Consider the following 25925-nt stretch of genomic DNA (forward strand, 5'->3'; position numbering starts at 1 on the left):
TGGATATGAAAAAACTTAATAAAATCATTATTCCGGCGCTGCTTATACTCACTGCCAGCGCGGCCGTGATGGCCATTATCAACAATCCCCCAAAGTCCGAGGGTCGCAGCCGCGGGCAGGAAAACAAAATGAACGTGGCGGCAGCAAAGATCGCCCCCCGGGATTTTCAGGTGAAACTTGCCAGTTACGGTGTGGTACAGCCTAAAACCCGCACCAGCCTGATCAGTCAGGTGTCGGGAGAGGTAGTTTATCTTTCCGACAAGTTCCGCGAAGGCGGCTTTTTTAATAAAGGCGAACGGCTATTAACGGTTGATCCCCGGGATTACCGGGCAAATGTTGATATCGCCAGGGCAGCACTTGCCGCTGCCGATCTTGCCCTGAAGGAAGAGCAGGCCAGGGGAACACAGGCATTGGAAGACTGGCTACGATTGCGCAAAGATGAAAAACCCGACGAACTGGCCATGCGCAAACCCCAACTGGCCTATGCCAAAGCCAACCTGGGGGCGGCCCGGGCAGAGCTTAACAAGGCATTGCTTGCACTGGAGCGCACCGAAATTAAGGCCCCATATAACGGCCGGGTATTGTCCAAACAGGTGGATATCGGCCAGGTAATTGCCGGCAATAGCCTGCTCGGGGAAATATACGCCACGGATGTGGTGGAAGTGCGCCTGCCGGTAAATAATGAAGATTTGCCTTTGCTGGACCTGCCGGAAGAATTTCGTCAAGGCAGCTATTCGCAGCAAAACATTCGGGTTCATTTTACTTCGGACCTGTACCAAACACAGACATGGCAGGGACAAGTTGTCAGGACCGAAGGGGCGATAGACCAAAACTCCCAGCAGCTTTATGTGGTCGCCGAAATTAAAGATCCCTTCAGCATCAGCAAAGACCAGTCGCCGGTAAAAATTGGCCAGTATGTTAACGCCACCATTTTCGGCAAGTTGTTAACCGATGCCATAGTGATAGACAAAAATACCATCTACCAGGAAAGTTATGTCTATACCCTGGTCAATGAGGCCTTAAAGCGCACCGACATTGATATCCGCTGGCAAAACGAAACCCTGGCCATTATCGACCGGGGTTTGTCGGCAACAAGCATATTAGTTTCCACGCCGCTGGGCATGGTCAGTTCGGGCACCCGGGTGAATGTGATCAATGCCGGCGGCTCGCCGAATAAACGCCCCGGTAAAGACAGGGGCAAAGGCAAAAATAAAGACAAACAGCAGTCGATAGCCGCCGCCGGGGGAGCCAAGTCATGATTGCCTGGTTTACCAAAAATCACGTCGCCGCGAATTTGTTGATGATATGCATAGTGATCGCCGGCCTCTTTTCCCTGAGCAGTAAAATCCCGGTGGAAGTGTTCCCCTCCACCGAGTCGGATCGCATCAGCATTTCCGTCAGCTTAAGGGGCGCAACCCCGGAAGATGTCGAACAGGGAGTGGCAATAAGAATTGAAGAGGCGGTGCAGGATCTTGAAGGCATAGACAAAATCGTCAGTAACTCTTCCGAGGGCAGCGCCTCGGTTTCCGTGTATGCCGAAACCGGCTATGATCCCAGGGAGTTGCTCTCGGATGTCAAAAGCCGGGTGGATGCCATCAATACCTTTCCCGCCGACGCCGAAAAACCTGTGGTCGCCCTGGCGCAAAGGATACGTGAAGTGATAGCGGTGACGGTTTCCAGTATCCATCCGGAAAAAGAAACCCGGGAATTTGCCGAACAGGTTCGGGACGACTTGCTGCGTATTCCCGGGATCACCCAACTGGAGCTGAGCGGCACCCGGGATTATGAAATCGCCATTGAAGTCTCCCGCGACAAACTGCGCCAGTACGGCATCACCCTGGATGAAGTGGCCGCCATTATCAACCGCACCAGTGTCGATGTTTCTTCCGGAAACCTGAGAACGCAGGGGGGAGATATCCTGATCCGCTCCCAGGGGCAGGGCTACCGCAAGGATGACTTTACCGGCATAGTGATCCGGCAGAACAATGACGGCTCTTTTGTGCTGCTTAAAGATATCGCCGAAATCCGCGATGCTTTCGAAGAAAACCCCGTGCGTACCCGCTTTAACGGCGAGCCCGCGGTGTTTATCGACGTTTACCGCATCGGCCAGCAAAGCGCTATTGGAGTGGCGGAAAAAGTCAGGAATTATATCCAGAGCAAACAGGCGGGTTTGCCCGGCGGCTACAAGCTTAGTTATTGGGATGACGACTCGCAAATCGTCAAGGACCGATTGGCAATTTTAACCACCAATGCCATTCAGGGGGGCATACTGGTATTGGCGCTGTTAACCCTGTTCTTGCGTCCTTCAATCGCCCTGTGGGTGTTTATCGGTATTCCGGTATCCTTTATGGGGGCCTTCCTGGCCATGCCTTTATTTGGCGCCACCATTAATATTTTAAGTCTGTTCGGTTTTATCCTGGTGCTGGGCATAGTAGTGGACGATGCCATAGTGACCGGGGAGAATGTCTACAGCCATTTGAAAACCGCCAAGTCTGGAGAGTTGGCGGCCATTAACGGCACCCGGGAAGTCGCCACCCCGGTTACCTTCGGCATTTTGACCACAGTAGCGGCCTTTTTACCGCTGGCCTTTATTGAAGGGGCGAGGAGCAACCTGTTCCAGCAAATCCCGATCGTAGTGATCCCGGTATTATTGTTCTCTTTGATAGAGTCTAAATTTGTTTTACCCGCCCACCTTAAATATTTAAAGCTAAGGGTTGAAAAGAGTGCCCCCGGCCGGTTCGAACGTTTCCAGCAAAACTTTGCCGACGGTTTTGAGCGGGCGATTTTAAAATATTATCAACCGGCGCTTAAGCTGGCATTAAACCATAAAATGACGGTAGTCAGTGCCTTTATCTGCATCTTTGCCATTATGGTGGCGCTGATCGCTTCCGGCTGGACCAAATTTATCTTTTTCCCGCGTATTCCCAGTGAAACCATCAGGTTGAATGTAACCATGCCCACAGGTACACCTTTTGATGTCACCAATAAAGTCATTGTCGATATGGCGGATAAAGCCGAATTACTGAGAGAGAAATATACCGATAAAACCAGCGGTCAAAGCGTAGTGCAAAACGTGCTTGCCTTTACCGGCGGGCGGAGCGGGGTGTCGCATCTCGGCGGTGTACGCATTGAATTAACCCCGCCCCAGGACAGGAAAATAGAAGTCTCCTCCCGGCAATTAGTGCAGGAATGGCGGCGTTTGATAGGGCCGGTGCCCGGCGCCGAGGCCTTGAGTTACCGGGCCGAAATAGGGCGCTCATCGGATCCTATTGATATACAGCTCTCGGCGACCTCGCTGGAACGTCTGGATGCTGCTTCCACAGCCGTGAAAGATTATTTGAACGCATTCGAGTCGGTATTTGACGTCACCGACTCCCTTTCCGACGGCAAGGAAGAATTACAGATAGAGCTTACCAGCAGCGGCAAGGCCCTGGGGTTGACCCGGCTGGAAGTTTCACGCCAGGTAAGAAGCGCCTATTTCGGTGTGGACGTGCAGCGGATCCAACGTGGCCGGGATGATGTCAGGGTGATAGTGCGCCTGCCGCTTGAGGAAAGACAATCCATGACCGAGCTTAAATCCCTGCTGATCCAGACAAGCGACGGCCACCTGGTGCCTTTATCCCATGTCGCCAAACTCATTCCCGGCAAGAGTCCGTCCACTATCCGCCGCATCGACCGTTACCGCACGGTAAACGTGACCGCAGATATCGAAAAAGACAAGGTCAACATGACGGTTTTCCAGCGGGACTTGCAGCAGAGCCTGCACGAGATTCTGGCGAAATACCCCGGGGTGACCTTTACCCTGGAAGGGGAAATGAAAGAGCAGCGGGAATCCATGGGCTCCCTGTCGTGGGCGTTATTACTGGTGCTGTTCGTCATTTACGGCTTACTCGCCATTCCCTTTAAATCTTACACTCAACCGCTGATCGTCATGAGTGTTATTCCCTTTGGCATGATCGGCAGTGTTGCCGGTCATTGGCTGATGGGCATGGAATTAACCATCATGAGCCTGTTGGGTATGCTGGCCTTGATTGGCGTAGTGGTAAATGACTCCCTGGTGCTGGTTGATTTCATCAACAAGAAGCGAGACGGGCAAAAGGGCTTAATGGAGGCGGTATTAACTGCAGGTGCTGCCCGTTTCCGGCCGGTGATGCTCACCAGTTTAACCACCTTTATCGGTTTAATGCCTTTGCTGTTCGAGCAATCCACCCAGGCCCAGTTTATGATCCCTATGGCGGTATCGCTCGGTTTCGGCATTTTGTTTGCCACCTTTATTACCCTGTTTTTAGTGCCGGTGAATTATTTGCTGGCGGAAAAATTAACGGGATTTTTGCAAGGCGGGCAAAAAAATGCTCAACTGCAACTAAATTAATGGTTTCTATAGCCTTATGAAAATAGCCTTATGAAGATACTTTTGGTTGAAGATGACAAGAACCTGGCGGCGGGCATAGTCGATTATTTTGAGCTGGAGCAGGTCGTGTGCGATCACATAGACAATGGTGTCGCAGCTCTTAACCTGCTTGCTGCCAATCACTACCAGGTACTGGTGCTGGACATTAACCTGCCGAAACTGAGCGGTTATGAGGTCTGTAAACAGCTGCGACAGCAGGGCAATAAGATCCCAATTATTATGCTCACCGCCAAAGGACGTCTGGAAGAAAAATTAACCGGTTTTGACATGGGCGCCGACGATTACCTGGTCAAACCCTTTGCCATGGATGAATTGGTTGCCAGGGTGAAAGCCTTGTCGGGCAGGGTAAGCAGTCAGGCCACCCGCTACCGGGTGGCCGGTTTGGAAATAGACATCAACGGCCATATTGTCAAAAGGGACGGTCAGGTGTTAAAGCTGTCTCCTTTAAGTTTTAAATTGCTCAGCTGTTTAATGAAAGCCAGCCCGTCGCCGGTAGAAAGAAGCAGCCTGATGGAACAGGTTTGGGGAGACAATATCCCGGAATTAAGCAGCTTAAAGGTGCATATCCATAACCTGCGCAAAGAGATCAAAGATAAAGAGGCTGATGAGGCCCTGCTGCATACCATTCCTGCTATGGGTTATGTGATAAGAGAACCGGATGAAGATTAGAGCGAACCTCAAACTTTACTTTTTGGCTGCCAGCATCATAGTCGGCCTGGTAATAGCCTTGCTGGTGTTTAAGCTGACGGTAAAGTTTTATCGCAGCGGCGTTCATTCCACCATGAACACCCTGTTGTCGGAAGCGGCCGTGGCGGCCCCGCACCTGAACAATACTTGCACCAATACCTCAGGCATCATTGTTTGCCCTTCAAAGGATTTGTTGCCCGAAGTGTTTTTAACCACCATGAAACGCTGGCCCCGGGAAAGCGGACAGATGACCCGAAAAGCGGTAAGGCATAAAAGATTTAAATCGCCCCCCGCCGTTTATTTCGTGCTAAAAACAGAAAATGCCGTCAATAAGCAGCTTTATGTCGCCAAAAAACTCGATCGCAGTCATAGCGGCTTTGCCATTGCCGGTTTGGAATTAAGAATGTACTGGTGGGGACTGATTAGCGGCTCGCTGGTAGCGGTAAGTGTCGCCCTGTTGTTATACCTGGTGCTTAATACTATGGTGCGGCCGATAGAGCGCTTGAGACAATGGGCATTGGAAATCGCCCAAAAAAATGATGTCACCAGCTCTCCCAAATACAAATATAGCGAATTAAATGAAATCTCAAAAACCCTGGCAACCAGCATAGCCAAGCACAGGCAAGTTTTGGTGAAAGAGCAGGAATTTTTACAACACGCCAGTCATGAATTGCGTACGCCGATTGCGGTATGCCGAAGTAATATCGACTTGCTTAAACGTTTGTTGAGCGAGCTTGACAGCCGACCACAACAAGTTGTCGGCAGAATTGATGAAGCGGTCAAAACCATGACCGAATTAACCGAAACTTTTTTATGGTTAAGCCAGAATGAAACCGGCGATATTCCCTTGGAAAAAGTCGACCTAGCCCACTTGGTGCAAGATACCTGCGATGATCTGAAGTATCTGATCCAGGGCAGGGACATAAAATTAGATATACAGACACAAACGCTGGAACTCGATCTGGCCCTGACCCCGGCCCGGGTAGTGATCATGAACCAGATCCGCAACGCTTTTCAGCACACCTATGAAGGTAAAGTGGCCATTGTGCAGTCAGGCACTCAAGTCAAAGTGGTCAATAGCATAAACACAGACATTGGTAACAACGGTGAAGCTGGAGCCAATGACTTAGGTTTTGGTTTAGGGCTGAAACTGATCAAAAACTTAACCGGCTTATATGGCTGGCAGCTGGAAATACCAGCGGCAAGCGACACCTTTGTGATAGAAATTGATTTTTGCTCTGAAAAAGATCGAGGTGAGTAAAGTTAATTTGCAAATTGTTCACCTCAGGACTTCTAAGCTATACAGATTTCAGTGGCTATAACATAAGCTACTAGATTGAAGCATACACTGCGAAGCAATATATCTTAATGGGAAATCGCACTGCTCATATTGTCGGCTTTTCTTATTTAAAGGGTTTTAGGCTTCGTCATGCTGCAAACATGACGAAGATCTAAACATTAATAAGTTGTCATGTAAATTTGATTACATAACATGGGCCTTAGTGTGGAATTTAAGGTTGTACTTGCACGAGCATCATCCATACAGGTGAATCTTTGCCGCCATTCATCTTCACTCTTCGCTCCCATGCAAATATTAACCTTTCCTGTCGTGTTTGTACTTATTGATGATGGAACATTTAAATAGCAATGCAACGGCTCATTATTTTCAGCACCGGAGCATAACTTAGTAACAAGAGTCGAATTGGATATGACGGCTCTAGCAGATGAATAGCAAGTGACAGGATCTGCGTAAGAAGTAAAGTTAACAGTTAATAGTGCCGTAAAAAATAACAAAGATTTCTTCATTTTAAATTCCTTTTTTAAATGATTTTGGTGGTTCTTTATCCGTCAAAATTATCTTATTATAAGAATGCTGCTACATCAATCGCATTAGACTTTCTTGACAGATTTTATGTAAAAAGCAATAGCAGATAACAAGTAGGTCCGGACACTCATAAACTGGCGAGAGCTGAAAATTGACGCTTACGGCATTTCTAATTTGTGGATGTCCATGATTATCGTTATTTACAGAACAGATTTAGCAATGTATCGGGCTCTTTTTCTTGCATTACATTAATGAAACGAAAAAGAGCACACTAAGGCAGCAGCTAACTGCCTTAGCCATTCACTTCTGCTGTTAAAATGCCGCCGCGGCTTTCACTGAGTCATAGCTGGTGTCATTGTTGTCAATGGCATGCGTGGGCGCTATGGTGACCACATCCAGATTATGTAGTTCAACAAAATCTATCAGTAATTGCGCACGCTTTTTATAGGTAGAAGCCACCTCAGGGTAGAGTGTTTGCAGCATGTTGGCGCCACTGCTATACAAATCGGCATAAATCAGGGTCTTGTCATCCGGACGATATAAAATCAGCATATCATCCTCTTCAGCATGGCCTTCCTGTGCAACCGAATAAATTTCCAATGTTTCAGTACCTTCTCCTAAGATCAGTTTTCCGTCCACCGGGATAACCTGAACCGCCTCTCTTTGTGCCAAAGGATTTGGTTGCAGGGTATGCGGTTTTGTCAGTAACTGCTGATAAAATTCTTCAGAGCCTGCGCCAACCAAAAGATCACCCCCTTGCGCCAATGCCCCGCGCCAGCCGCCGCTGTGATCATAGTGGTTATGGCTGAGGATTACCCCCGCAATTTCTTTGCCGGGAAACTGCGCTTGCACTTCGGTAAGTACCACCTGCTGGCGGGCATTATTTAACGAGGCATCAAATATATACACCCGATCATCAATTAAAAAGGCATAGCTATAATGCCCTGTGCCCATCACACGTAATACTTTGTTTTCACTGTCGATAAAGTTACTATGTACTTGGGTTTCATCGATGCCGTCGAACGGGAAGCCCATCATCATGCCACGCAGATAAAATTGTGAAGAAATATAACCGCTATGTTCAGCTTCCGTGTCTCTGGTGCTCGGGGTGATGTCGGTAAAGTCAAAATTATCCGCTGTTAACTCAGCCATTTGCACGCCACTAAGGGTTTCTTCTCGAATAAGATTACCGTCAAGTGTATGGGTAATATTCATCGGGTAAAAAGAGCTCCCCGAAGGCTGCCAGTTCGCATATTCCACTTGATAAACGACATCACCGAGCAAGGGATCAAATTCAAGGGTTTGGGCAGATTTCGGCAAATGGGTTTCTTCATCCAGCAACAAGCTCACCTCTTGCCCCCGGAATTCGGCGATAAGGGTATTGTTTGCCCGGCTAGCTTCATTGTCGATAACATTGGCGCCGTCATTTTTTTGCTCTATGATGGCGCCGGCAATGGCTAAAGGAGAAGACATAAACCAGGTTTTTTGCCGGGTGGCCAGTTTGGCAGAATTCATTGGCTCTGTAGGCACGCCGAACGGACCAAGCGCATAGGCGCTAAAGCTGTTGGGACCGCCAATTACCACGCCTTGGCTGCCGTCTATGACTTCGGTAAACGACATCTCGACCTCAATGACGCCAACAGCATCAATTTGCCACTCTTGCCGTAATTGACTGCCATCAAGCGCTGCGACCACATCATAGCTAAACCGGGCCATCAGATTGGCAACAGGCTCAGGTTGCTCCTGAAATTCATACGCCGTGCCTGCTACGTTAAAACTTAACTGGGCAGCCGAAGTTATCGCTTGTTCACCTCCCAATGCGGTTAGCATTGACTCATAGGGGGTTGTGGTGTCTGTAACTCCGTTAGTTGTATTGTTATTGTCGCTGCCATCACAACCCGCCAATAGGCTGGTGCATACGGCCGCGGCGATGAAGCTTGTTTGGTATTTGGGTAACATAGTGATTAGTCCCTTCTCATTTATGATTTGTTGTTTATTAACAGACAATAGCCAGCAAACATCTGATATTTCCCTTATTAATTAATAGATTAAAGGGGGCTAGCCATCGTTTGTCTTTGAGTTGCGCATTGTAAGTAGTGGCCGGCGCTTTTTTTTGATATTTCTTGCTGTTTTAATGGGATGAGATAAAAGTATTGAAAGATTTAAAGGCTGGACGAGTTGCTGCTAAAAGTGGCTTTGCACATAGTAAACTTGGTTTTACTGAAGCCAGGTTGTGTTCACATGGTACCTGTCGCGAGGTTCATATTTACAGAAGATGCTTTTGCTATTGCTTGCAATTTCTGCGAAGTTCCCACAGCGGTCCAATATCGCATTATGAGTTATTTAAAGCCTGCATCTCCAGGCGATGAATTATCAAGGGAAGTATTGCTTAGCACGGAGATTGAGCGCCCTGGTATCATGGCGCTGTTACCCATTGGCTAAGTCATAATAGCTGAATTTAGAAGCCATGCGCCTTATTTGCCTCCTGCCTCCCAGATCTGCCCTCCTAAAAAGGGAGAACAAAAAGCGAACAACAAATGTATGGTTTTTAACCAAAAAAGACTTTTAAAATTCATTTGAGCTGTGTAGGATAAATTAAATTCTAACTATAGGGAAGAGTAAGAATTGGAACCATCGACCCCCGATCATCGCATCTTGATGGTTAATGCTTTACAGGAAATAAAAGCGCTAAAATCCCGTATTACCGGTTACCAGGCGGCAGAAAATGAGCCCATTGCCATTATTGGTATGGCTTGCCGTTTTCCGGGGGGAGCAAACGATCCCCATCGCTATTGGCAGTTATTACGTGATGGCCGGGATGCCATTGCCGAAGTTCCGGGTGCACGCTGGGACTTGGAGCAGTTTTACGCGCTTGACCGTGAAGCTTTTGGCAAGATGTATAGCCGCTGCGGCGGATTTGTTGAAGATATCTTCGGGTTTGATGCGGGCTTTTTTGGCATTTCGCCAAGAGAGGCGCAAACCATGGATCCGCATCAGCGTATCTTGCTGGAAGTCTGCTGGGAAACGCTGGAATATGCCAATATACTGCCGTCGTCGTTAGCGGGCAGTAATACCGGGGTCTTTATTGGCGTTAGCAGCATGGATCAAATTGTCAATCAGTTCGGTGAGGCTCGCCTGACGGATGTCGGGCCATATCATGGCTCAGGTTGCGCCCTGGCGCCGATCGCCGGCCGGGTTTCCTATAACTTTGGTTTTAACGGTCCGAGTATGGTGGTCGATACCGCCTGCTCCTCTTCATTACTCTCCTTACATTTAGCCGCCGAAAGCCTGCGCCGTCAAGAGTGTGATATGGCACTGGCCGGCGGTTCGCACTTTTTGTTACATCCCGGATATTCGATCGCTTTTTGTAAGGCCAATATGTTGTCTGAAGACGGGCGTTGTAAAACATTCGATGCTAAAGCCAATGGCTATGTCCGCGGCGAAGGTTGCGGTGTTGTCGCACTGAAACGTTTATCGGATGCGCAAAGGGACGGTGATACTGTTTTGGCTTTGCTGCGCGGCTCTGCCGTTAATCAGGACGGCGCCAGTGGCGGCTTAACGGTGCCGAACGGGCCGGCGCAGGAGCAAGTGATCAAAAAGGCATTGGCAAGGGCAGGACTCGATGTAGCAAGTGTGGATTATATTGAAGCACATGGCACAGGAACCCCCCTGGGGGATCCGATTGAAATCGGCGCCTTAGGCAATGTCTTTAAGCAGCCCTTGCTGGTGGGGTCGGTTAAAACCAATGTCGGTCATCTTGAAGCCAGCGCCGGCATAGCCGCAGCCATTAAAGTGGCTTTGTCTTTGCAGCATAAATCCATACCGCCACATTTACACTTTAACAAGCCCAATCCCTTGATCCCCTGGTCTGAAACAGACATTAAAGTACCTACCCAGTTGACGCCGTGGCATAAACAGGAAGATAGGCAGCGTGTGGCTGGTATCAGCTCTTTTGGCTTTAGCGGTACCAATGTTCACCTGCTGATGTCAGATCTGCCAAAGGCAGAGGCTGAACCACAGGGCCAGGCGGCAAGGGCAGAGCAGTTGTTAACCTTATCGGCCCGTCATATTGACGCCTTAAAGGCGCTGGCCAAACGATGGGCACAGGGCCCACTGGCCGAAGAGGATGCCGATTTTGCCGCCTTGTGTGCCGGTGCCGCCCATTATCGCAGTGCATTTAAAGTGCGTTTGGCGTTAGTCGCCGACAGTGCGGCCAGGGCCCGTACCTTATTGCTGGAGTTTGCCGACAAGGGCCAAGCCGAGGGCATAAGCCTTGTAGAGGTGCCCGATGAAGTGCCGGGGATCGCTTTTTTATTTACCGGGCAGGGGGCGCAATATCCCGGCATGGGGCAAGCCCTCTATCAAGAGGAAGATGTTTTTCGCGAAGCAATCGATGAATGTGCCGCCCTGTTGGGGGATTATTGCGACATTGACTTGCTCGACTTGTTATACCCAAAATCCCCCCGGACAGACACAGGTTTGCTCAATGAAACCGGCAATACCCAACCCGCCTTGTTCTCCTTTGAGTATGCCCTGGCCCGTTTGTGGCAATCCCGAGGCATACAGCCGGCTGCCCTGATGGGGCATAGTGTCGGAGAATATGTTGCCGCTTGTGTTGCGGGCGTTTTTTCCCTGGCAGATGCGCTGAAGCTGATTGCTGGTCGTGGCCGTCTGATGCAGGCTTTGCCGGCAGGCGGCGCCATGGCCGCGATATTGGCCGCGCCGGAGCGTGTCGAATCCCTGCTGGAAAACGGCGCCGACAGCCTGTCAGTTGCCGCCTACAATGCCCCGAGGAACACTGTGGTGTCGGGCGATGGCCAGGCGCTTGATGCCTTGCTGGCGCTATTGCAGGAGCAGGGAATTGAGTACCGCCGCCTCGCGGTTTCCCATGCTTTTCACTCCCCCCTGATGCAGCCTATGTTGTCAGACTTTCGCCGCCTTGCCGCGCAAATTCATTACCACAAACCTAAATTGCCGCTGATTTCAAATGTCAGCGGCCGCTTTGCCGGTGAGGAAATAGCCAGTGCTGATTACTGGGGGCGGCATGTGCTGGCGCCGGTGCGTTTTACCGACGGCCTGGAGCAACTGTCGGCCCGGGGTTATCACTTTATGCTTGAACTCGGCCCGGCAACGACCCTGGTCGGGATGGCAAGGCAGAGTGTCGGTGAGCATGCGGTCCTGGCTGCCAGCTTAAACAAAGATCAGTCGCCGGGGGCGAGCATGCTGGCCGCCCTGGGGCAATATTGGCTTCACGGCGGCCAGGTGGACTGGTCACAGGCGGGCATGCAAGCCAGGCGTGATATTCAGCTGCCCTTGTATCCGTTTCAGCATAGAGATTTCAGGCAAGCAATCGACATTGATGCGGCTCATGGCGGTTTGCAGGGCATGACTTCGCTGGAGCATCCCCTGCTGCAGCGCTGTTTCAAATCGCCACTGTTGCAGCAAACCTTGTTCGAGACAACTTTTTCCAGGAAAAACCAGCCTTTTCTTGACGAGCATCGCGTCTTTGGCAAACTGGTGGTGGCAGGGGCATCACATTTATCCCTGGTATTATCTGCCTTGTCGCTGGCCGGTTTATCAAGCAAGGGGGGCTCCCTTAGCCAGGTGATGTTTCCAACGGCGCTGATTGTGCCGGAGCAGGGGGAATGCGCGGTACAGCTGTCCCTGACACCGCAAAGCGGTAACAGCGGTGAATTTCGCTTAATGAGTTTGCCGGAGCAGGCAGAGCCCAAACTGCATGCCAAAGGGCAGTTTGCCGCGAATGCTTCGCCTGCCGTAACGCCGGATCTCCAGGCTGCCCGGGAGCGTTGCCGCGAAAAGCTGGCCGCCGAAGAAGTCTACCGGCTGCAGGAAAAACGCCATATTGTTGTTGGCCCCAGCTATCACTGGTTAACTGAGTTGCAACGCGGCCCGTCGGAAGCTATTGCCCGGTTACGGCTTCCGTCGGTTTTGGAAAATGTGATCCAAAATTATAGTATCCACCCGGGGTTAATCGATTCTTGTTTCGGCGCTATGGTGATAGCCAAGCCCATGGAAATATCCGAGAGCTTTATTCCCTTTTCCATAGAAGCCCTGCATGTCTATCCGCCGTCGCAAGGTTTTGCCGGTGTCACCGCTTTTATCGCACATGCCGTGGTGCGTGAATGCGATCACATGAAAATGCTGGGGGATATTCATTTATACAGCGAACAGGGAGAGATGCTGGCCGCCTTTGTCGGTCTTGAAGGGCGCAGTGCCAGCCGTCAGGCCTTATTGGCGGCAGATGAAAACCGCGCGCCGGAGCTGTACCATGTAGATTGGCAACAACTGCAACCGGTGATGGCGCCGGACTCCCCTTCGATAGCGCAACCTTGGCTGATCTTTGCTGATGCCGGAGGGATCGGCGAACAACTGGCCGCCACCTTAAACAAAAAAGGCATTGCCGCCACGCTTGCCCTGCCAGACCCGCAGGCCGGGCAACTGAGCCAAACGGCAACGGGCAACTATGCTTTATCGCCAAGCTCGCCTTCTCATTTCCAGCAACTGTTGGCGGCCTGCGCAGCCCCCGGGGCAATTGTCTATTTGTGGGGACTGGATCAATCCGGCGAGCATTTTGACGAGCAGCAACATGCCTGTGCCGGCGCCTTACATTTATTGCAGGCATTGGCGCAATATCCGGGCAAGGATACCGGTACCGGCAAACCCCGACTGCACCTGGTGACCCGGGGGGCGCAAAAAGTTTTAAGCGGCGAACAGCTGCCGGCGCCGCAGCAGGCTTTATTATGGGGGCTGGGCTCCGTCGCCGCGGCCGAGCATAGCGAATGGGCAAGTATCTGCCTGGATTTGGAGCCGAACACCGCTGTAGAGCAGGCGGCAGCCGAGCTGCTGGCGGCAACGGCTTTACCCCATGAGGAGACCCGCATCGCCTGGCGCAACAACAGCGCTTATGCCGCCCGTTTGACCCTATCTGAAACCGACAGCGAACCCGATGCGCCATTTGCGGCTAAGCCGGATGTCAGCTATCTCATTACCGGCGCACAGGGGGCGCTTGGGCGGGAATTGGCTGCCTGGCTGGTACAGCGCGGTGCCCGCCATTTGGCGCTTATCGGCCGTAGCGCCCCGGAGGAGGCATGGCTTGAAGATTTAGCCAGTCAGGGGGCAAGCCCCTGTTTTTATCAAGCGGATGTTGCCGATATCTCGGCACTGGCCGCTGTGATTGAGCAGGCGGAGCACAGGCAGGCGCCGCTGGCGGGGGTATTCCATCTCGCCGGGATCTTGGACGACGGTTTGCTGGCCGGTCAAAGCTGGCCGCGCTGGCAGCAAGTGCTGACGCCGAAAGTTACCGGAGCCTGGAATCTGCATCGCCTGACCCGGGATAAAGACTTAGCCGTTTTTGTGAACTTTTCTTCGCTGGCGTCTTTACTTGGCCCTGCCGGGCAGGGGAGTTATGCCGCCGCCAATGCATTTTTGGACGCCCTGGCCAACCAGCGCTATGCTGCTGGACTGGCCGGTTTAAGCATCAACTGGGGGCCGTGGGCAGAAGCGGGTATGGCTGCCAGACTCGATACCGAGCAACAGGCACGGATGGACTTGCTGGGCATTGCCCGGATCACAACCCGCCACGCCCTGGATAAGTTAGGTAAATTATTGCCCGCAGCTCAGGGGCAGACGGGTGTGCTGGCCGTGGATTGGCAGGGCTACAGCCAGACAAATAAGACGCCGCTTTTAAACCATCTGGCGGGGGAGAAAACAGACGCTTCAATTTATCAGCAGCTGCAGCAGGCCGCAGGTCATGAGCGCAGAGAGCGGCTGACTCAGTTACTGGTGTCGGTTGTCACGCAAGTGCTGCATCTGTCTCCCGATGAGGTCGCGGTGCGGGACCGTTTGTTTGATTTAGGCATAGATTCCCTGACCGCCCTTGATATGAAAAACCGCCTGCAAAGCCTGCTTGAGTGCTCGCTGAGCTCGACCCTGTTATTTGATCACCCGACCATTGAAGCGTTAACCGATTATTTTCTGGATAAGTTGTTCCCTATTTCCGCCGTGCAGCAGCCGGTTGTGCAAAACAGCCCGCTACAGCGAAATGAAGGTGTTGAAGAAATGTCCGAAGCCGAAGCCGAAGCCTTGCTTCTGGCCGAGCTTGAACAAATGGAGAAACAACCCGAATGAGTACTGGCAAGAATCCCACTGAGCCCTCGGCAACCAAACGTGCGCTGCTGGCGATACAAAAACTGCAGAATAAACTCGATGCCGCCGAGCAAGCGCGCCATGAGGCGATTGCCGTCGTGGGTATGTCATGCCGCTTTCCCGGCGGGGTAGATACGCCTGAAGCCTATTGGCAGTTGCTGTGCAGCGGGCAGGATGCCACCGGGACGGTACCGGCAAGCCGCTGGAGTGTCGATGATTATTACGATACCAACCCCGATGCCCCGGGAAAAACCTATGTCCGCAACGGCGGCTTTTTAGCTGAGGTTGATCAGTTTGATCCTGCGATGTTCGGGATCTCGCCGCGTGAGGCCGCAAGCATAGATCCCCAGCACAGGTTACTGATGGAACTGGCCTGGGAAGCCCTGGAAAATGCCAATATTCCCACAGACCAGGTCTACAACAGCGAAACCGGCGTTTTTGTCGGCATGACCAGCACAGAATACGGCGCCCACCTGTTGTGGTCCGGGGATACCAAACGCATTAATGCCTACGCGGGCACCGGGGGCTCCCTGGGAGTTGCCGCCGGCAGGCTTTCCTATGCACTGGGACTGGCCGGACCTAGCCTGGTGGTGGATACCGCCTGCTCTTCTTCACTGGTGACAACCCATATCGCCTGTCAGAGCCTGCGTGCCGGGGACTGCGATCTTGCCCTGTCTGCGGGCGTGAATTTGATTTTGGGGCCGGAAACCTTTGTCAACTTTTCCAAAGCGAAAATGCTTGCTCCGGACGGCCGCTGCAAAACCTTCGATGCCGCCGCCGACGGTTATGCCCGCGGCGAGGGCGGCGGGGTGGTGGTACTCAAACGCCTCAGCGATGCAGAGCGCGACGGCGATAAGGTGTTGGCGGTTATTAAGGGCTCGGCGGTAAACCAGGACGGTCCCAGCGGGGGATTGACCGTGCCCAACGGTCCGGCACAGGTAAAGGTGATACGCAAAGCGCTTAATACCGGCGGTATCCTTCCCCACCAGGTGGGCTATGTTGAGGCGCACGGCACCGGCACCGCCCTGGGGGATCCCATCGAAGTCTCTGCCCTGAACAGCGCTTATGGCGAAAACCGCCAACAGCCGTTGTGGGTGGGGTCGGTGAAAACGAATTTTGGCCATTTGGAGTCGGCGGCCGGTATTGCCGGGCTCATCAAGTCGGTGCTGATGTTGCAACACGGGCAAATTCCTCCCCATTTGCATTTTAACGAGCCCAGCCCGCATATTCCCTGGGCAGACCTGGCAGTGAACATTCCCACCAGTATGCAAACCTGGAATGAACCGTTGCGTTATGCCGGGGTCAGTTCATTCAGCTTTAGCGGCACCAATGCTCATCTGGTGCTGGCCACGGCGCCGCAACCGGAACAGAAATCGGGACAGGAACCTGAGCAGGAAGCCCTCCCCCTGCCGGCACAACGCTGGCGCCTGTTGCCGGTTAGCGCAAAAGACGAACGGGCGCTCAAGGCCCTGGCCTCTGCCTGGCAAGAGCATCTGGCGGCCGCCGAGCCTGTGGCTGACGAAACCTGGGCGGAACTGGCGCGCACTGCGGTCAATGGCCGCAGCCAGCTGCCTTACCGCATGGCTTTGCTCGGCGACAGTGCCCGGGCGGTGAGTCAGCGCCTGGCATTGAACAATCTGCCCGCGGGGCGCGTGACCGGCGGCGGTAGGGGAAAAATCGCCTTTGTCTTTACCGGACAGGGCAGCCAGCACAGGCATATGGGACAGGAATTGTACCGGGAGTCCGGGGTATTTAAAGAAGCGCTGGATGCCTGTGATGCCTTGTTACAGCCAAAGCTCGGACATTCGCTGATCAGTTTGCTTTACGGGGACGACGACCAGTATGAGGTCTTGTTAAATGTCACCGCATTTACCCAGCCGGTATTGTTTGCCGTCGAATATGCGTTAATGCGCTTGTGGCAATCCTGGGGCATAACCCCGGATGCGGTGCTCGGGCACAGTGTCGGGGAATATGCCGCCGCCTGCTGCGCCGGTATCTTGTCGCTTGAGGATGCGCTTGAGCTGATTGCCGAGCGGGGACGGCTGATGCAGGAGTTATGCGATCCCGGGGCCATGGTCGCTGTGCCCCTGAGCGAGCAGGATGTCAAAGAGGTGATCCGTCCCTGGCGGGGAGAGCTGACCATAGCGACAATCAACGGCCCACAAAATGTGGTGGTTTCCTGTAAACCGGTTGCCGCCGCGGCTTTCGCCGACGGTTTGACGGCTGCGGGCATAGAGCCGCGGATATTAAAAGTTTCCCATGGATTCCACTCGCCCATGATGGAGCCGATGCTGGCGCCGTTTGCCGCTGCAACCAAGCATATCGCCTATAGTAACCCTAATGTTCCTGTGTACTCGACTCTCACCGGGGAACGGTCGGATAGCGCCCTGGCCGATGCCGGTTATTGGCGGGATCATATTACTGCCCCGGTACGTTTTGCCCAGGGCATGCAAACTTTACTGGCTGACGGCTACCGCACTTTTGTTGAAATCGGCCCCAGACCCACCCTTTGCTCGCTGGGGCGGGAAGTGGCAGAAAATTTCGATGCCGATATTGCCAAACACTGCACCTGGCTGCCCAGTTTGCGGGCCGGGCATGCATCCTGGACCACCATGCTGCAAAGTTTGGGGCAATTGTGGACGACAGGCGCAGAGGTTAACTGGTCTGAGTTAAACGGCGCCGGTCCGGCCCATGCCCGCCTGCCCAACTATCCGTTCCAGCGGAGCCGCTATTGGATAGACTGGAGTCTCGGCAATCAAACGGGGAGCAATAGCAATCATCCGGATCACCTGTTATTGGGGCAGCGCCTGCACAGCCCGGCACTGGACAAAGAAACCCTGGTCTTTACTTCGCAACTGAGTCCGCAGACCGCCGATTTGCTGGCCCATCATAAGATCTTCAATCAGGTGGTATTGCCTGCGGCAGCACATATTGAAATCGCCCTGGCAGGCGCCGCCCGTTTGTGGTCAAAGGACAGCACCGGGCACCTGGCGGTGGAGGAAGTAGCGATCGAGCAGGCGCTGGTATTATCTGACGAGCAGCCGACGTCGCTGCAGTTGGTGTTAAAGCCGGCGGCGACAAACACAGACAGCCGGAAAAGCTATGATTTTTGTATCTACAGCCAGGGCGATGCGGACAGCCCATGGCTGTCCCATACCCGGGGGCAGTTAAAACCCCTGGCAGATCCGGTGATGCCGGCCGGGATCGATTTAACGCAATTGCAGGCCTTATGTCCCGAGCAGCTCTCGGTGGCCGACTATTATCAGGGGGCGCATGCTGTCGGCATTGAGCATGGCGAGCATTTCCAGGCATTGACGGGCTTATGGCAGGGAAAAGATCTGATACTGGCGCGCTTGCAGCTGCCGGACGAGGTGGCCGGCAGTGTCGATGAGTTTTTACTGCACCCGGTTATTTTAGATGCCGCTTTTCAAATGGTCGGTGTCCCTTTGCTGGCACAAAAACAGAAAAAAGCCTATTTGCCGGTCGGTATGGCGGCATTACGCCGTTATCAGGGCACAGGCAAAGTCGCCTGGTGTCTGGTGCGTGTGAAAGGGGAAAGCAACAAGCTGTTTACGGCCGATGTCCAGCTGGCGGATGAAGCGGGCAATATCCTGGCCGAGGTTGACGAATTACGCTATCAGCAGGTGGGTAAAAACGCCTTGTCCGGCGGCTTATTCGGGTACAGCGACTGGCTCTACCGGACCGAGTGGCAAGAGCGCCAGGCCTATGGCGCCAATGCCGACTGGTTGCCCGATGTCGATTCGTTGTCCCGGCAGCTGCAGAGCGCAACAGCAGAGGTGGCCGGGCAAATTGACTGGTACCGTGAGTTCTTTGCCGCCCTGGACAACCTGGTGGCAGGTTATGCCTGTGCCGCCCTAAAAGAGCTGGGATTGAACTGGCAGCCGGGCACAAGCTTTACCCTGGATGTCTTAATGGAGCAACTGACGGTTATCCCCGAATATCGGCGGCTGTTGGCCCGGCTGCTGGCTATTATGGCAGAGCAGGGACATTTGCAGGCGAACGGGCAGGACTGGCAGATCTTGCCCCTTGCTCCCTGTGACTGCGAGCGCCTGTTCGATGCCCTGTCGGCAAGCTTCCCGCAGGCAAACCATGAGCTGGCCCTGGTACAGCAATGCGGCCGCTCTCTGGCGCAGGCATTAAATGGCCGGGTTAAAGGCCTGGAGCTGCTCTTCCCCGGCGGCAGTGCAGAGCTGGTGACACGTTTTTATACCCGCTCCCCGGGGCCGCAGCAAATGAACAAGTTGCTGCAGCACACCCTGACAAAGACGCTTCAGCACCTGCCGGCAGGGCAGGGGCTGCGTATTCTGGAGATAGGCGGCGGTACCGGCAGTACCAGTTCCCATATATTGCCTCAGCTGCCCGCAGGACGCTGCCATTATGTCTTTACCGATATTTCGGCGGTTTTTACCAGCAAAGCGCGCGAACAATTTGCCGAGTATGACTTTATCGATTACCGGGTGCTGGATATCGAAACCGACCCCCTTGCCCAGGGATTCGAGCCCGCCACTTTTGATATTATCATTGCCGCCAATGTGGTACATGCCACCTGTGATTTGCAGCAAACCCTGACACATATCAACCAGCTACTGGTACCGGGGGGCGAACTGCTATTGCTGGAAGGCACATCGCCACAGCCCTGGCTGGATATGACCTTTGGCTTGACCGACGGCTGGTGGCGGGGCAGCGATGCCGCCCGCAGCGACGGTTACCCCCTGGTGGCTGTCGATAGCTGGCGCCGGGTATTGACCGCGTCCGGTTTTGATACTGCGGCCGCGATCGGCGCGCAGCAGCTGCCTGAAAATGCGCTGTGCCGTCAGGCGGTGATTGCGGCAAGAAAACCGTTAACCCCGGACAGCGGTCACTGGCTGATAGTGGCGGATCAAACCGGCATAGCTGCTGTACTGGCGCAGCAGCTAGATGCCGGCGGCGTTTCCTGTCATTTGCTGGCCGCGGACCAGGCGGTCACGGCCGACAGCCTGGCGTCATGCCTTAAGGACTGTGACGATTTGTCTGTTATCGTGCATGCCCGCGCCCTAGATGCTGCCGGCAGCGATATGCTGGATAGCGAAAAACTGGCGGCGGCGCAGCACCTGGGCTGTAAAACCGCATTGGATTTGCTGGCGGCGCTGGCGACGCTGAAACTTGTGCACACGCCGCGTCTGGTGTTAGTGACTCGCTGCGGCGTTGATGTCGCCCCCATGCCGCAAGGGGGCAGGATCAATGTCGGCCAGTCGCCGCTGACCGGCATGGGGCAAGTGATACAAAAAGAGTATCCCGAATATCATTGCCGCCATATTGATATCGATTACCGGCAAGACAGCCTGGCGCCGTGTATCCATGCCCTCTGGCAGGAAGCGGCCTCGGTGACGTTGTCGGCGGCAAACGAAACCGTTGCGCTGCGCGCAGGGCAAGACCGCTATTGCCGTTATGTGCCGCGTCTGGCACGCTTGCCGGCGGGGCAGGCGCCCCATGAAGCGCTGCCGATACGCAAGCAGGCCTGGTACCTGATCACCGGCGGTTTGGGGGATCTCGGCCTGGTTACGGCGCATTGGCTGGTGGCGGAACAAGGGGCGCGTCACCTGGTGTTGGCCGGGCGCCATGCGCCCTCGGCGCAGGCGCAGCAGCAGATTGCCAAACTCCAGGCCCTGGGGGCCAGTATCCTGACCATAGCGGTTGATATGACAGAAATCACTCAGGTTGATGCCATGATGGCCACCATAGCCGGCCAGGGCGAACTGGCGGGGGTGATACATGCGGCCGGCACTATGGATGACGGCGTGCTCGCGTCCATGTCATGGCAGCGCTTTGCCGCCGTCCTGGCGCCTAAAACCCTGGGGGCATGGAACCTGCACCTGGCCTGTCAATCCCTGGCGCTTGACTTCTTTATCCTCTATTCCTCCGCCGCCTCGGTATTGGCACCAACGGCCCAGGCAAACTATGCCGCGGCCAATAGTTTCCTGGATATGCTGGCGGCGTACCGGCGTCAGCTGGGCTTACCGGCCATGGCAATTAACTGGGGGGCATGGTCGGATATCGGCCTGGCTTCCCGCGCCGTCAGCGATGACCAGCTCGATGCCCGGGGCATGGCGGGCATCGCACCGGACGAGGGCCTGGCGGTGTTGGCCCACCTGTTCAAACAGCCGATGGACCGGGTGCTGGTTGCTTCGATCGACTGGCCGCGCATGCTGGCACAAAACGGCAAGCTTGCCATTTTCGAACGCTTTGCCGCAAGGGAGCAGACAAAAGATGATGCCAGCCAATTGAGTTTACGGGAACGCCTGGCGGATTTGCCGGCGGGGGGGCAAGCTGCCCTGATAACCGATATGGTGAAGCAGCAACTGGCGCGTGTCCTGGCTTTGCCATCGGCGGATGCGGTGGATGAAGAGCTTGGCTTTTTTGAAATGGGCATGGACTCTTTAACGGCGGTTGAGCTGCGTAATGCCCTGCAAACCATGGCAAAGGAGAGCTTGCCGTCCACCTTACTGTTTAAGTACCCGACGGTCAGCGCGCTGGTGCGCTATTTCAGCGAAGAGATTTTTGGGCTCGCCACAGAAAAAGCTTCCGGCCAGCCCCTGTTGCCGGGCGGCGCCGAACAGGAAAAGCCGGAGTTAAGTATCAGTGCGGCGGCGCAAGAGGTGAGCCAGATGTCTGACGATGAGTTATCGGCCATGATAGATGCCGAGCTAGGCGATCTGGGAGAGCTTGACTCATGAGTGACAACAAGAGCGCCAATGAAACGCTGAGCGGATTATCTCCCCTGCAAAAATCCGCCCTGGCGATTAAAGAATTGCGCAGCCGCTTAGCCGATGCCGAATATGCGCAGCGCGAGCCGATCGCGATTATCGGCATGGGCTGCCGCTTTCCGCAGGCCGACGGCCTGGAGGCTTATTGGCGGCTATTGTCCGAGGGCAAAGATGCGATAGGCGAAGTGCCGAAGCAACGCTGGGATCTCGCGCACTTTTTCGACAGCAATGCCAATGCGCCGGGTAAGATCAGTACCCGCTACGGCGGTTTTATCGAGGATGCCGGCGCTTTTGATGCGGAATTTTTCGGCATCTCCCCCCATGAAGCCGAACGTATCGATCCCCAGCAGCGGATCTTGCTGGAAGTCGCCTGGCGGGCGCTTGAAGATGCCGGGCTGCCGCCGGCACAGTTAAGGGGCAGCCGCACCGGGGTTTTTGTCGGCATAACCCAGATGGATTACGGCGTGATGCAGCTGGGGGGAGCCCTCGATGATATCGATGCCTATACCGGCACAGGCAATGGCTTTTGTTTTGCCGCCGGACGCTTAGCTTATCTGCTGGGGCTGCAGGGGCCGGCCTTTTCAGTGGACACCGCTTGCTCGTCTTCTATGGTGGCGCTGCACCAGGCATGCCAGGCACTGCGTAACCGGGAGTGCGATTTTGCCCTGGTCGCCGGCAGCCAATTGAACCTGACCCCGGCAATGCAGGTGTTTTTATCGAAAACTCAATCATTTGCCCCCGATGGCCGTTGCCGTACCTTCGACGAGGCGGCAAACGGTTTTGTCCTCGGGGAAGGGGTCGGGGTTATCGTATTACGCCGCCTTGGCGATGCCGAGCAGGCCAAAGATCCGGTGCGCGCCCTGGTGCGCGCCAGCGGTGTTAACCATGACGGTCCGGCCAGCGGCCTGACGGTACCCAATGAGCATGCCCAGCAGGATTTAATTGCTGAAGTGCACCGGCGCGGCGGCATCAGCGCGGATGATATCAATTATGTCGAAGCCCACGGCACCGCGACACAATTGGGGGATCCGATTGAAGTGGCGGCATTGCGCTCTGTGTTTGGCCAGCGCCCCCCCGGGGACGAGTTATGGCTTGGCTCGGTGAAAACCAACTTTGGCCATCTCAGCGCTGCGGCAGGGATTGCCGGATTAATTAAAGTGGTATTGATGATCGAGCATGAAAAAATTGCGCCGAACCTGCACTTTAAAAAACCCAACTCCAAAATTCCCTGGGAAGGTTTCTCGGTGCGTATCCCGACACAGCTGCAGCCCTGGCAGCGGCAACAAAGGACCAGGCGGGCGGGTATCAGCTCCTTTGGTTTGTCGGGCACCAACACCCATATAGTGCTGGAAGAAGCGCCGATTCAGACGCCGGTGCCAAAAGAGCAAACGGCCCCCGAACCTTCATTGCAGCTTTTGTGCTTATCGGCCCGCAACCGGCCAAGCCTGCTTGAATCGGTGCAAAATATGCTCGATTGCCGCGCGATGTCCGACGATACTGCCCTGGCCGATATTTGCTTCAGTGCCAACAGCGGGCGGGATCATTTCAATGCCCGCCTGACATTTGTGGCAGATAGCAAGGTATTATTAAAACAACAGCTGGCGTCCGTTATTGCAGATAAGCCCATGGCGGGCATTAAAAGTGCTGAGCTGGCCAAGGGAGGAAGTCCCCGCCTGGCGATGCTCTTTAGCCGGGATATTCCCCTCGACGGTATTTACCGCCTGGCGCAAAACCTGCCGGATGTGGCGGCCAGTTTACGCCTTTGCCAGACATTGGCGGATAAGGTTAAACCCGGCCTGCTGGTCGAAGGAAAAAGCAGCGATGCCGCACGCTTTGCCGGCCAATTTGCCCTCGCCCGGCTCTGGTTGGCCTGGGGGATGAAACCTGCGGCAGTGGCGGGCTGGGGCATAGGCGAATTAACCGCCCTGTGCGTTGCCGGCGTGTTGCAACCGGAGCAGGCATTTGAGGCATTGGCGGGGCATGCGGTAGATGCCGGGGCCGGGGCCTTAGCGGTTTACTCCGGGAATGACGGGGCCTTGCTGCCCTATGATGCACGGCCCGGCTATCGCTTTACTTTAACATCACAGGCCGATGGGAACAGTGCCGTACGGGGCCTGGCCGATGCAGGCTTTAAAACCTTACTGGCTGTCGGGGAAGAGCAGCAGGCAGGCCCTGACGTTATCGGCTTATGTCCCCAGGACGGTCCTTTGTGGCCGGCGCTTTTAACAAGTTTATCCCGGTTATATCTGCTGGGTTTTTCTGTCGACTGGATGGCATTTGACGCAGGGCAGGGGCGTGAAAAGGTCCGGTTGCCCGGTTATGCTTTTCAGCGTCAGCACTACTGGCGGGACTGCAGCCAGCAACCTGGCGAAGAAGCTACGCCGGGCCTGGCCCTTGCTTCGGCACAGGAACATGAAAGCACAGGATCGGCGCCGGCAGCAGATACGCCACTATCACCTGAGTTATCATCACCAGCGCCAGCACGGCTAAGCCGAGCGACATCCGGCATGGCAGGGGAGAAGTTGAGCCAATTGTTAGAGGCTCAGTTGGCCCTGTCCTGCGATGCCATCGATGAGGTGGTGAAACAGCAGATGGCTTTTCTCAAACAGCATATGAAGGCAAAGCAGGCCCAAAAAGCGCAGGCAGATGCAGAACCGGCTACACAAATACTGGCACCGGCTCCCGGGACTGATCCGGCAGCGGGGGAACTTCCCCCGAAAGCGCCCTCTCAGGCTTGCCATCAACTCGGCAACTGGTCTTTATTATTGATGGCCGGGAAAGATAAGCAGGCGCTTAAAGACCTGACCGGCACACTGGCCAACAGCACCCCGGAGCAAACCAGGGCACTTGGCGGACCCGAAGGAGTAATAGGTAGCGGCCATGCCCGCAGTATCCTGGTACATCAGGGGCACGAGGATGCGCAGCTGGCATTGGGCAAAGACGGTAAGGCAGATTTAAAACGCCTGCTGTTTGCCGACGCACGGCCGGGGCGTGAGCTGGTGTTTATGTTTCCCGGGGTCGGCGATCATTACCTGAATATGGCATTGGGCCTGTATCGCCATGAAGCCGTGTTTCGCGAGAGCGTAGACCGCTGTTGCCATTACCTGAAATCATCACTGGGCATAGATTTGCTTGAGGTACTTTATCCGCCGACAGGGAACTCATCAACGGCGCCCGGTCAGGCAAACAAGCCTGAAAAGAAGATGGATTTCAGGGCGATGCTCGGGCGCGGCAATAGCGCCGATCCCGGCGCACAAAAGCTCAATCAAACGCAGCACAGCCAGCCGCTGGTGTTTATTGTCGAATACGCCCTCGGCCGGTTATGGCTCTCTAGAGGAGTGCAGCCCCACGCCATGATCGGCTATAGCATAGGCGAGTACGCCGCGGCCTGCCTGGCCGGGGTAATAGCACTGGAGGATGTGCTTAAACTGATCACCGAGCGGGCCAGGATGATCCAGGCGCTTCCCGCCGGGGTGCTGCTGGCGGTGCCGCTGTCTGAAGAGCAGTTATTGCCGCTGTTAAATGAGCAATTGTCGCTGTCGATTGTCAGTACCGCAAATTTATGTGTGGTGGGAGGCACAGAGCAGGCGGTCAGCGCCCTGGAAGCGCATTTGCAGCAGGATGAGGTGGTATCGCGCCGCCTGCCGGGAACACATGCTTTCCATTCGCATATGCTGGCGCCGTTGCATGACGACCTGATTGCCCTGGTGCAGGGCTTTAACCTGCGTGCCCCTGAAATTCCCTATATCTCCAATTTGACCGGGCAATGGATCAGCGATCATCAGGCAACGGACCCCGGTTATTGGGCGCGCCATACCTGGCAGACGGTACGTTTTGCCGATGGCCTGGCGACATTGCTCGATAGCGAGGGGCGGATATTTTTAGAAGTCGGCCCGGGGCAGAGCCTGGGCAGTTTTGTTCTGCAGCATCCGGCTGCGCAGCAGTTGCAGGATAAAATTGTCCTGCCTTCATTAAAAAATCGGTATGAAAAACAACCGGATGAAGCATTTTTATTGGCAAGCTTAGGAAAACTGTGGTTGGCGGGCATTAATTTTAACTAAAAAAAACAGGG

Annotated in this window: 9 protein-coding genes; 7 read left to right on the forward strand and 2 right to left on the reverse strand. The window is 54.4% G+C overall.

The window, feature by feature from the left end; genetic code table 11:
• Positions 1-5: 5 nt before the first annotated feature.
• Genes QL234_RS25675 through QL234_RS25690 form a run of 4 tightly spaced genes read left to right on the forward strand, consistent with a single transcriptional unit; the run spans position 6 to position 6359 of the window.
• Entirely contained in the window at positions 6-1259 is a 1254-nt protein-coding gene (locus QL234_RS25675; protein ID WP_281560615.1) for an efflux RND transporter periplasmic adaptor subunit, read from the forward strand.
• Positions 1256-4372, forward strand: a complete 3117-nt coding sequence (locus tag QL234_RS25680) for an efflux RND transporter permease subunit (protein ID WP_281560616.1) — start codon at positions 1256-1258, stop codon at positions 4370-4372. Before QL234_RS25675 ends, QL234_RS25680 begins: the two co-directional genes overlap by 4 nt.
• Before the next feature lie 30 nt (positions 4373-4402).
• Positions 4403-5080: a response regulator transcription factor gene (locus QL234_RS25685; RefSeq protein ID WP_281560617.1), complete on the forward strand. Its 678-nt coding sequence runs from the start codon at positions 4403-4405 to the stop codon at positions 5078-5080.
• Positions 5070-6359 (forward strand): HAMP domain-containing sensor histidine kinase, encoded by a 1290-nt coding sequence (locus tag QL234_RS25690; protein ID WP_281560618.1) that lies wholly within the window; start codon positions 5070-5072, stop codon positions 6357-6359. The genes QL234_RS25685 and QL234_RS25690 overlap by 11 nt, the downstream gene beginning before the upstream one ends.
• 197 nt (positions 6360-6556) lie before the next feature.
• Here the strand turns inward: QL234_RS25690 and QL234_RS25695 are convergent, their stop codons facing one another.
• On the reverse strand, positions 6557-6904 hold the full coding sequence (locus tag QL234_RS25695) for a hypothetical protein (protein ID WP_281560619.1): 348 nt from the start codon (positions 6902-6904) through the stop codon (positions 6557-6559).
• A 331-nt stretch (positions 6905-7235) separates the two neighbouring features.
• On the reverse strand, positions 7236-8882 hold the full coding sequence (locus QL234_RS25700) for an MBL fold metallo-hydrolase (protein WP_281560620.1): 1647 nt from the start codon (positions 8880-8882) through the stop codon (positions 7236-7238).
• Positions 8883-9548: 666 nt separating this feature from the next.
• Between QL234_RS25700 and QL234_RS25705 the strand changes: the two genes are divergently transcribed.
• Genes QL234_RS25705 through QL234_RS25715 form a run of 3 tightly spaced genes read left to right on the forward strand, consistent with a single transcriptional unit; the run spans position 9549 to position 25914 of the window.
• Positions 9549-15071, forward strand: a complete 5523-nt coding sequence (locus QL234_RS25705; protein WP_281560621.1) for a type I polyketide synthase — start codon at positions 9549-9551, stop codon at positions 15069-15071.
• On the forward strand, positions 15068-21823 hold the full coding sequence (locus QL234_RS25710) for a type I polyketide synthase (RefSeq protein ID WP_281560622.1): 6756 nt from the start codon (positions 15068-15070) through the stop codon (positions 21821-21823). Before QL234_RS25705 ends, QL234_RS25710 begins: the two co-directional genes overlap by 4 nt.
• The gene (locus QL234_RS25715) at positions 21820-25914 is read left to right on the forward strand and encodes a beta-ketoacyl synthase N-terminal-like domain-containing protein (protein WP_281560623.1); all 4095 of its coding nucleotides are present in this window, start codon (positions 21820-21822) and stop codon (positions 25912-25914) included. Before QL234_RS25710 ends, QL234_RS25715 begins: the two co-directional genes overlap by 4 nt.
• Positions 25915-25925: the final 11 nt, after the last annotated feature.

This window comes from Thalassomonas sp. RHCl1 (genome assembly GCF_947387555.1).
Classification (GTDB): Bacteria; Pseudomonadota; Gammaproteobacteria; order Enterobacterales; family Alteromonadaceae; genus Thalassomonas.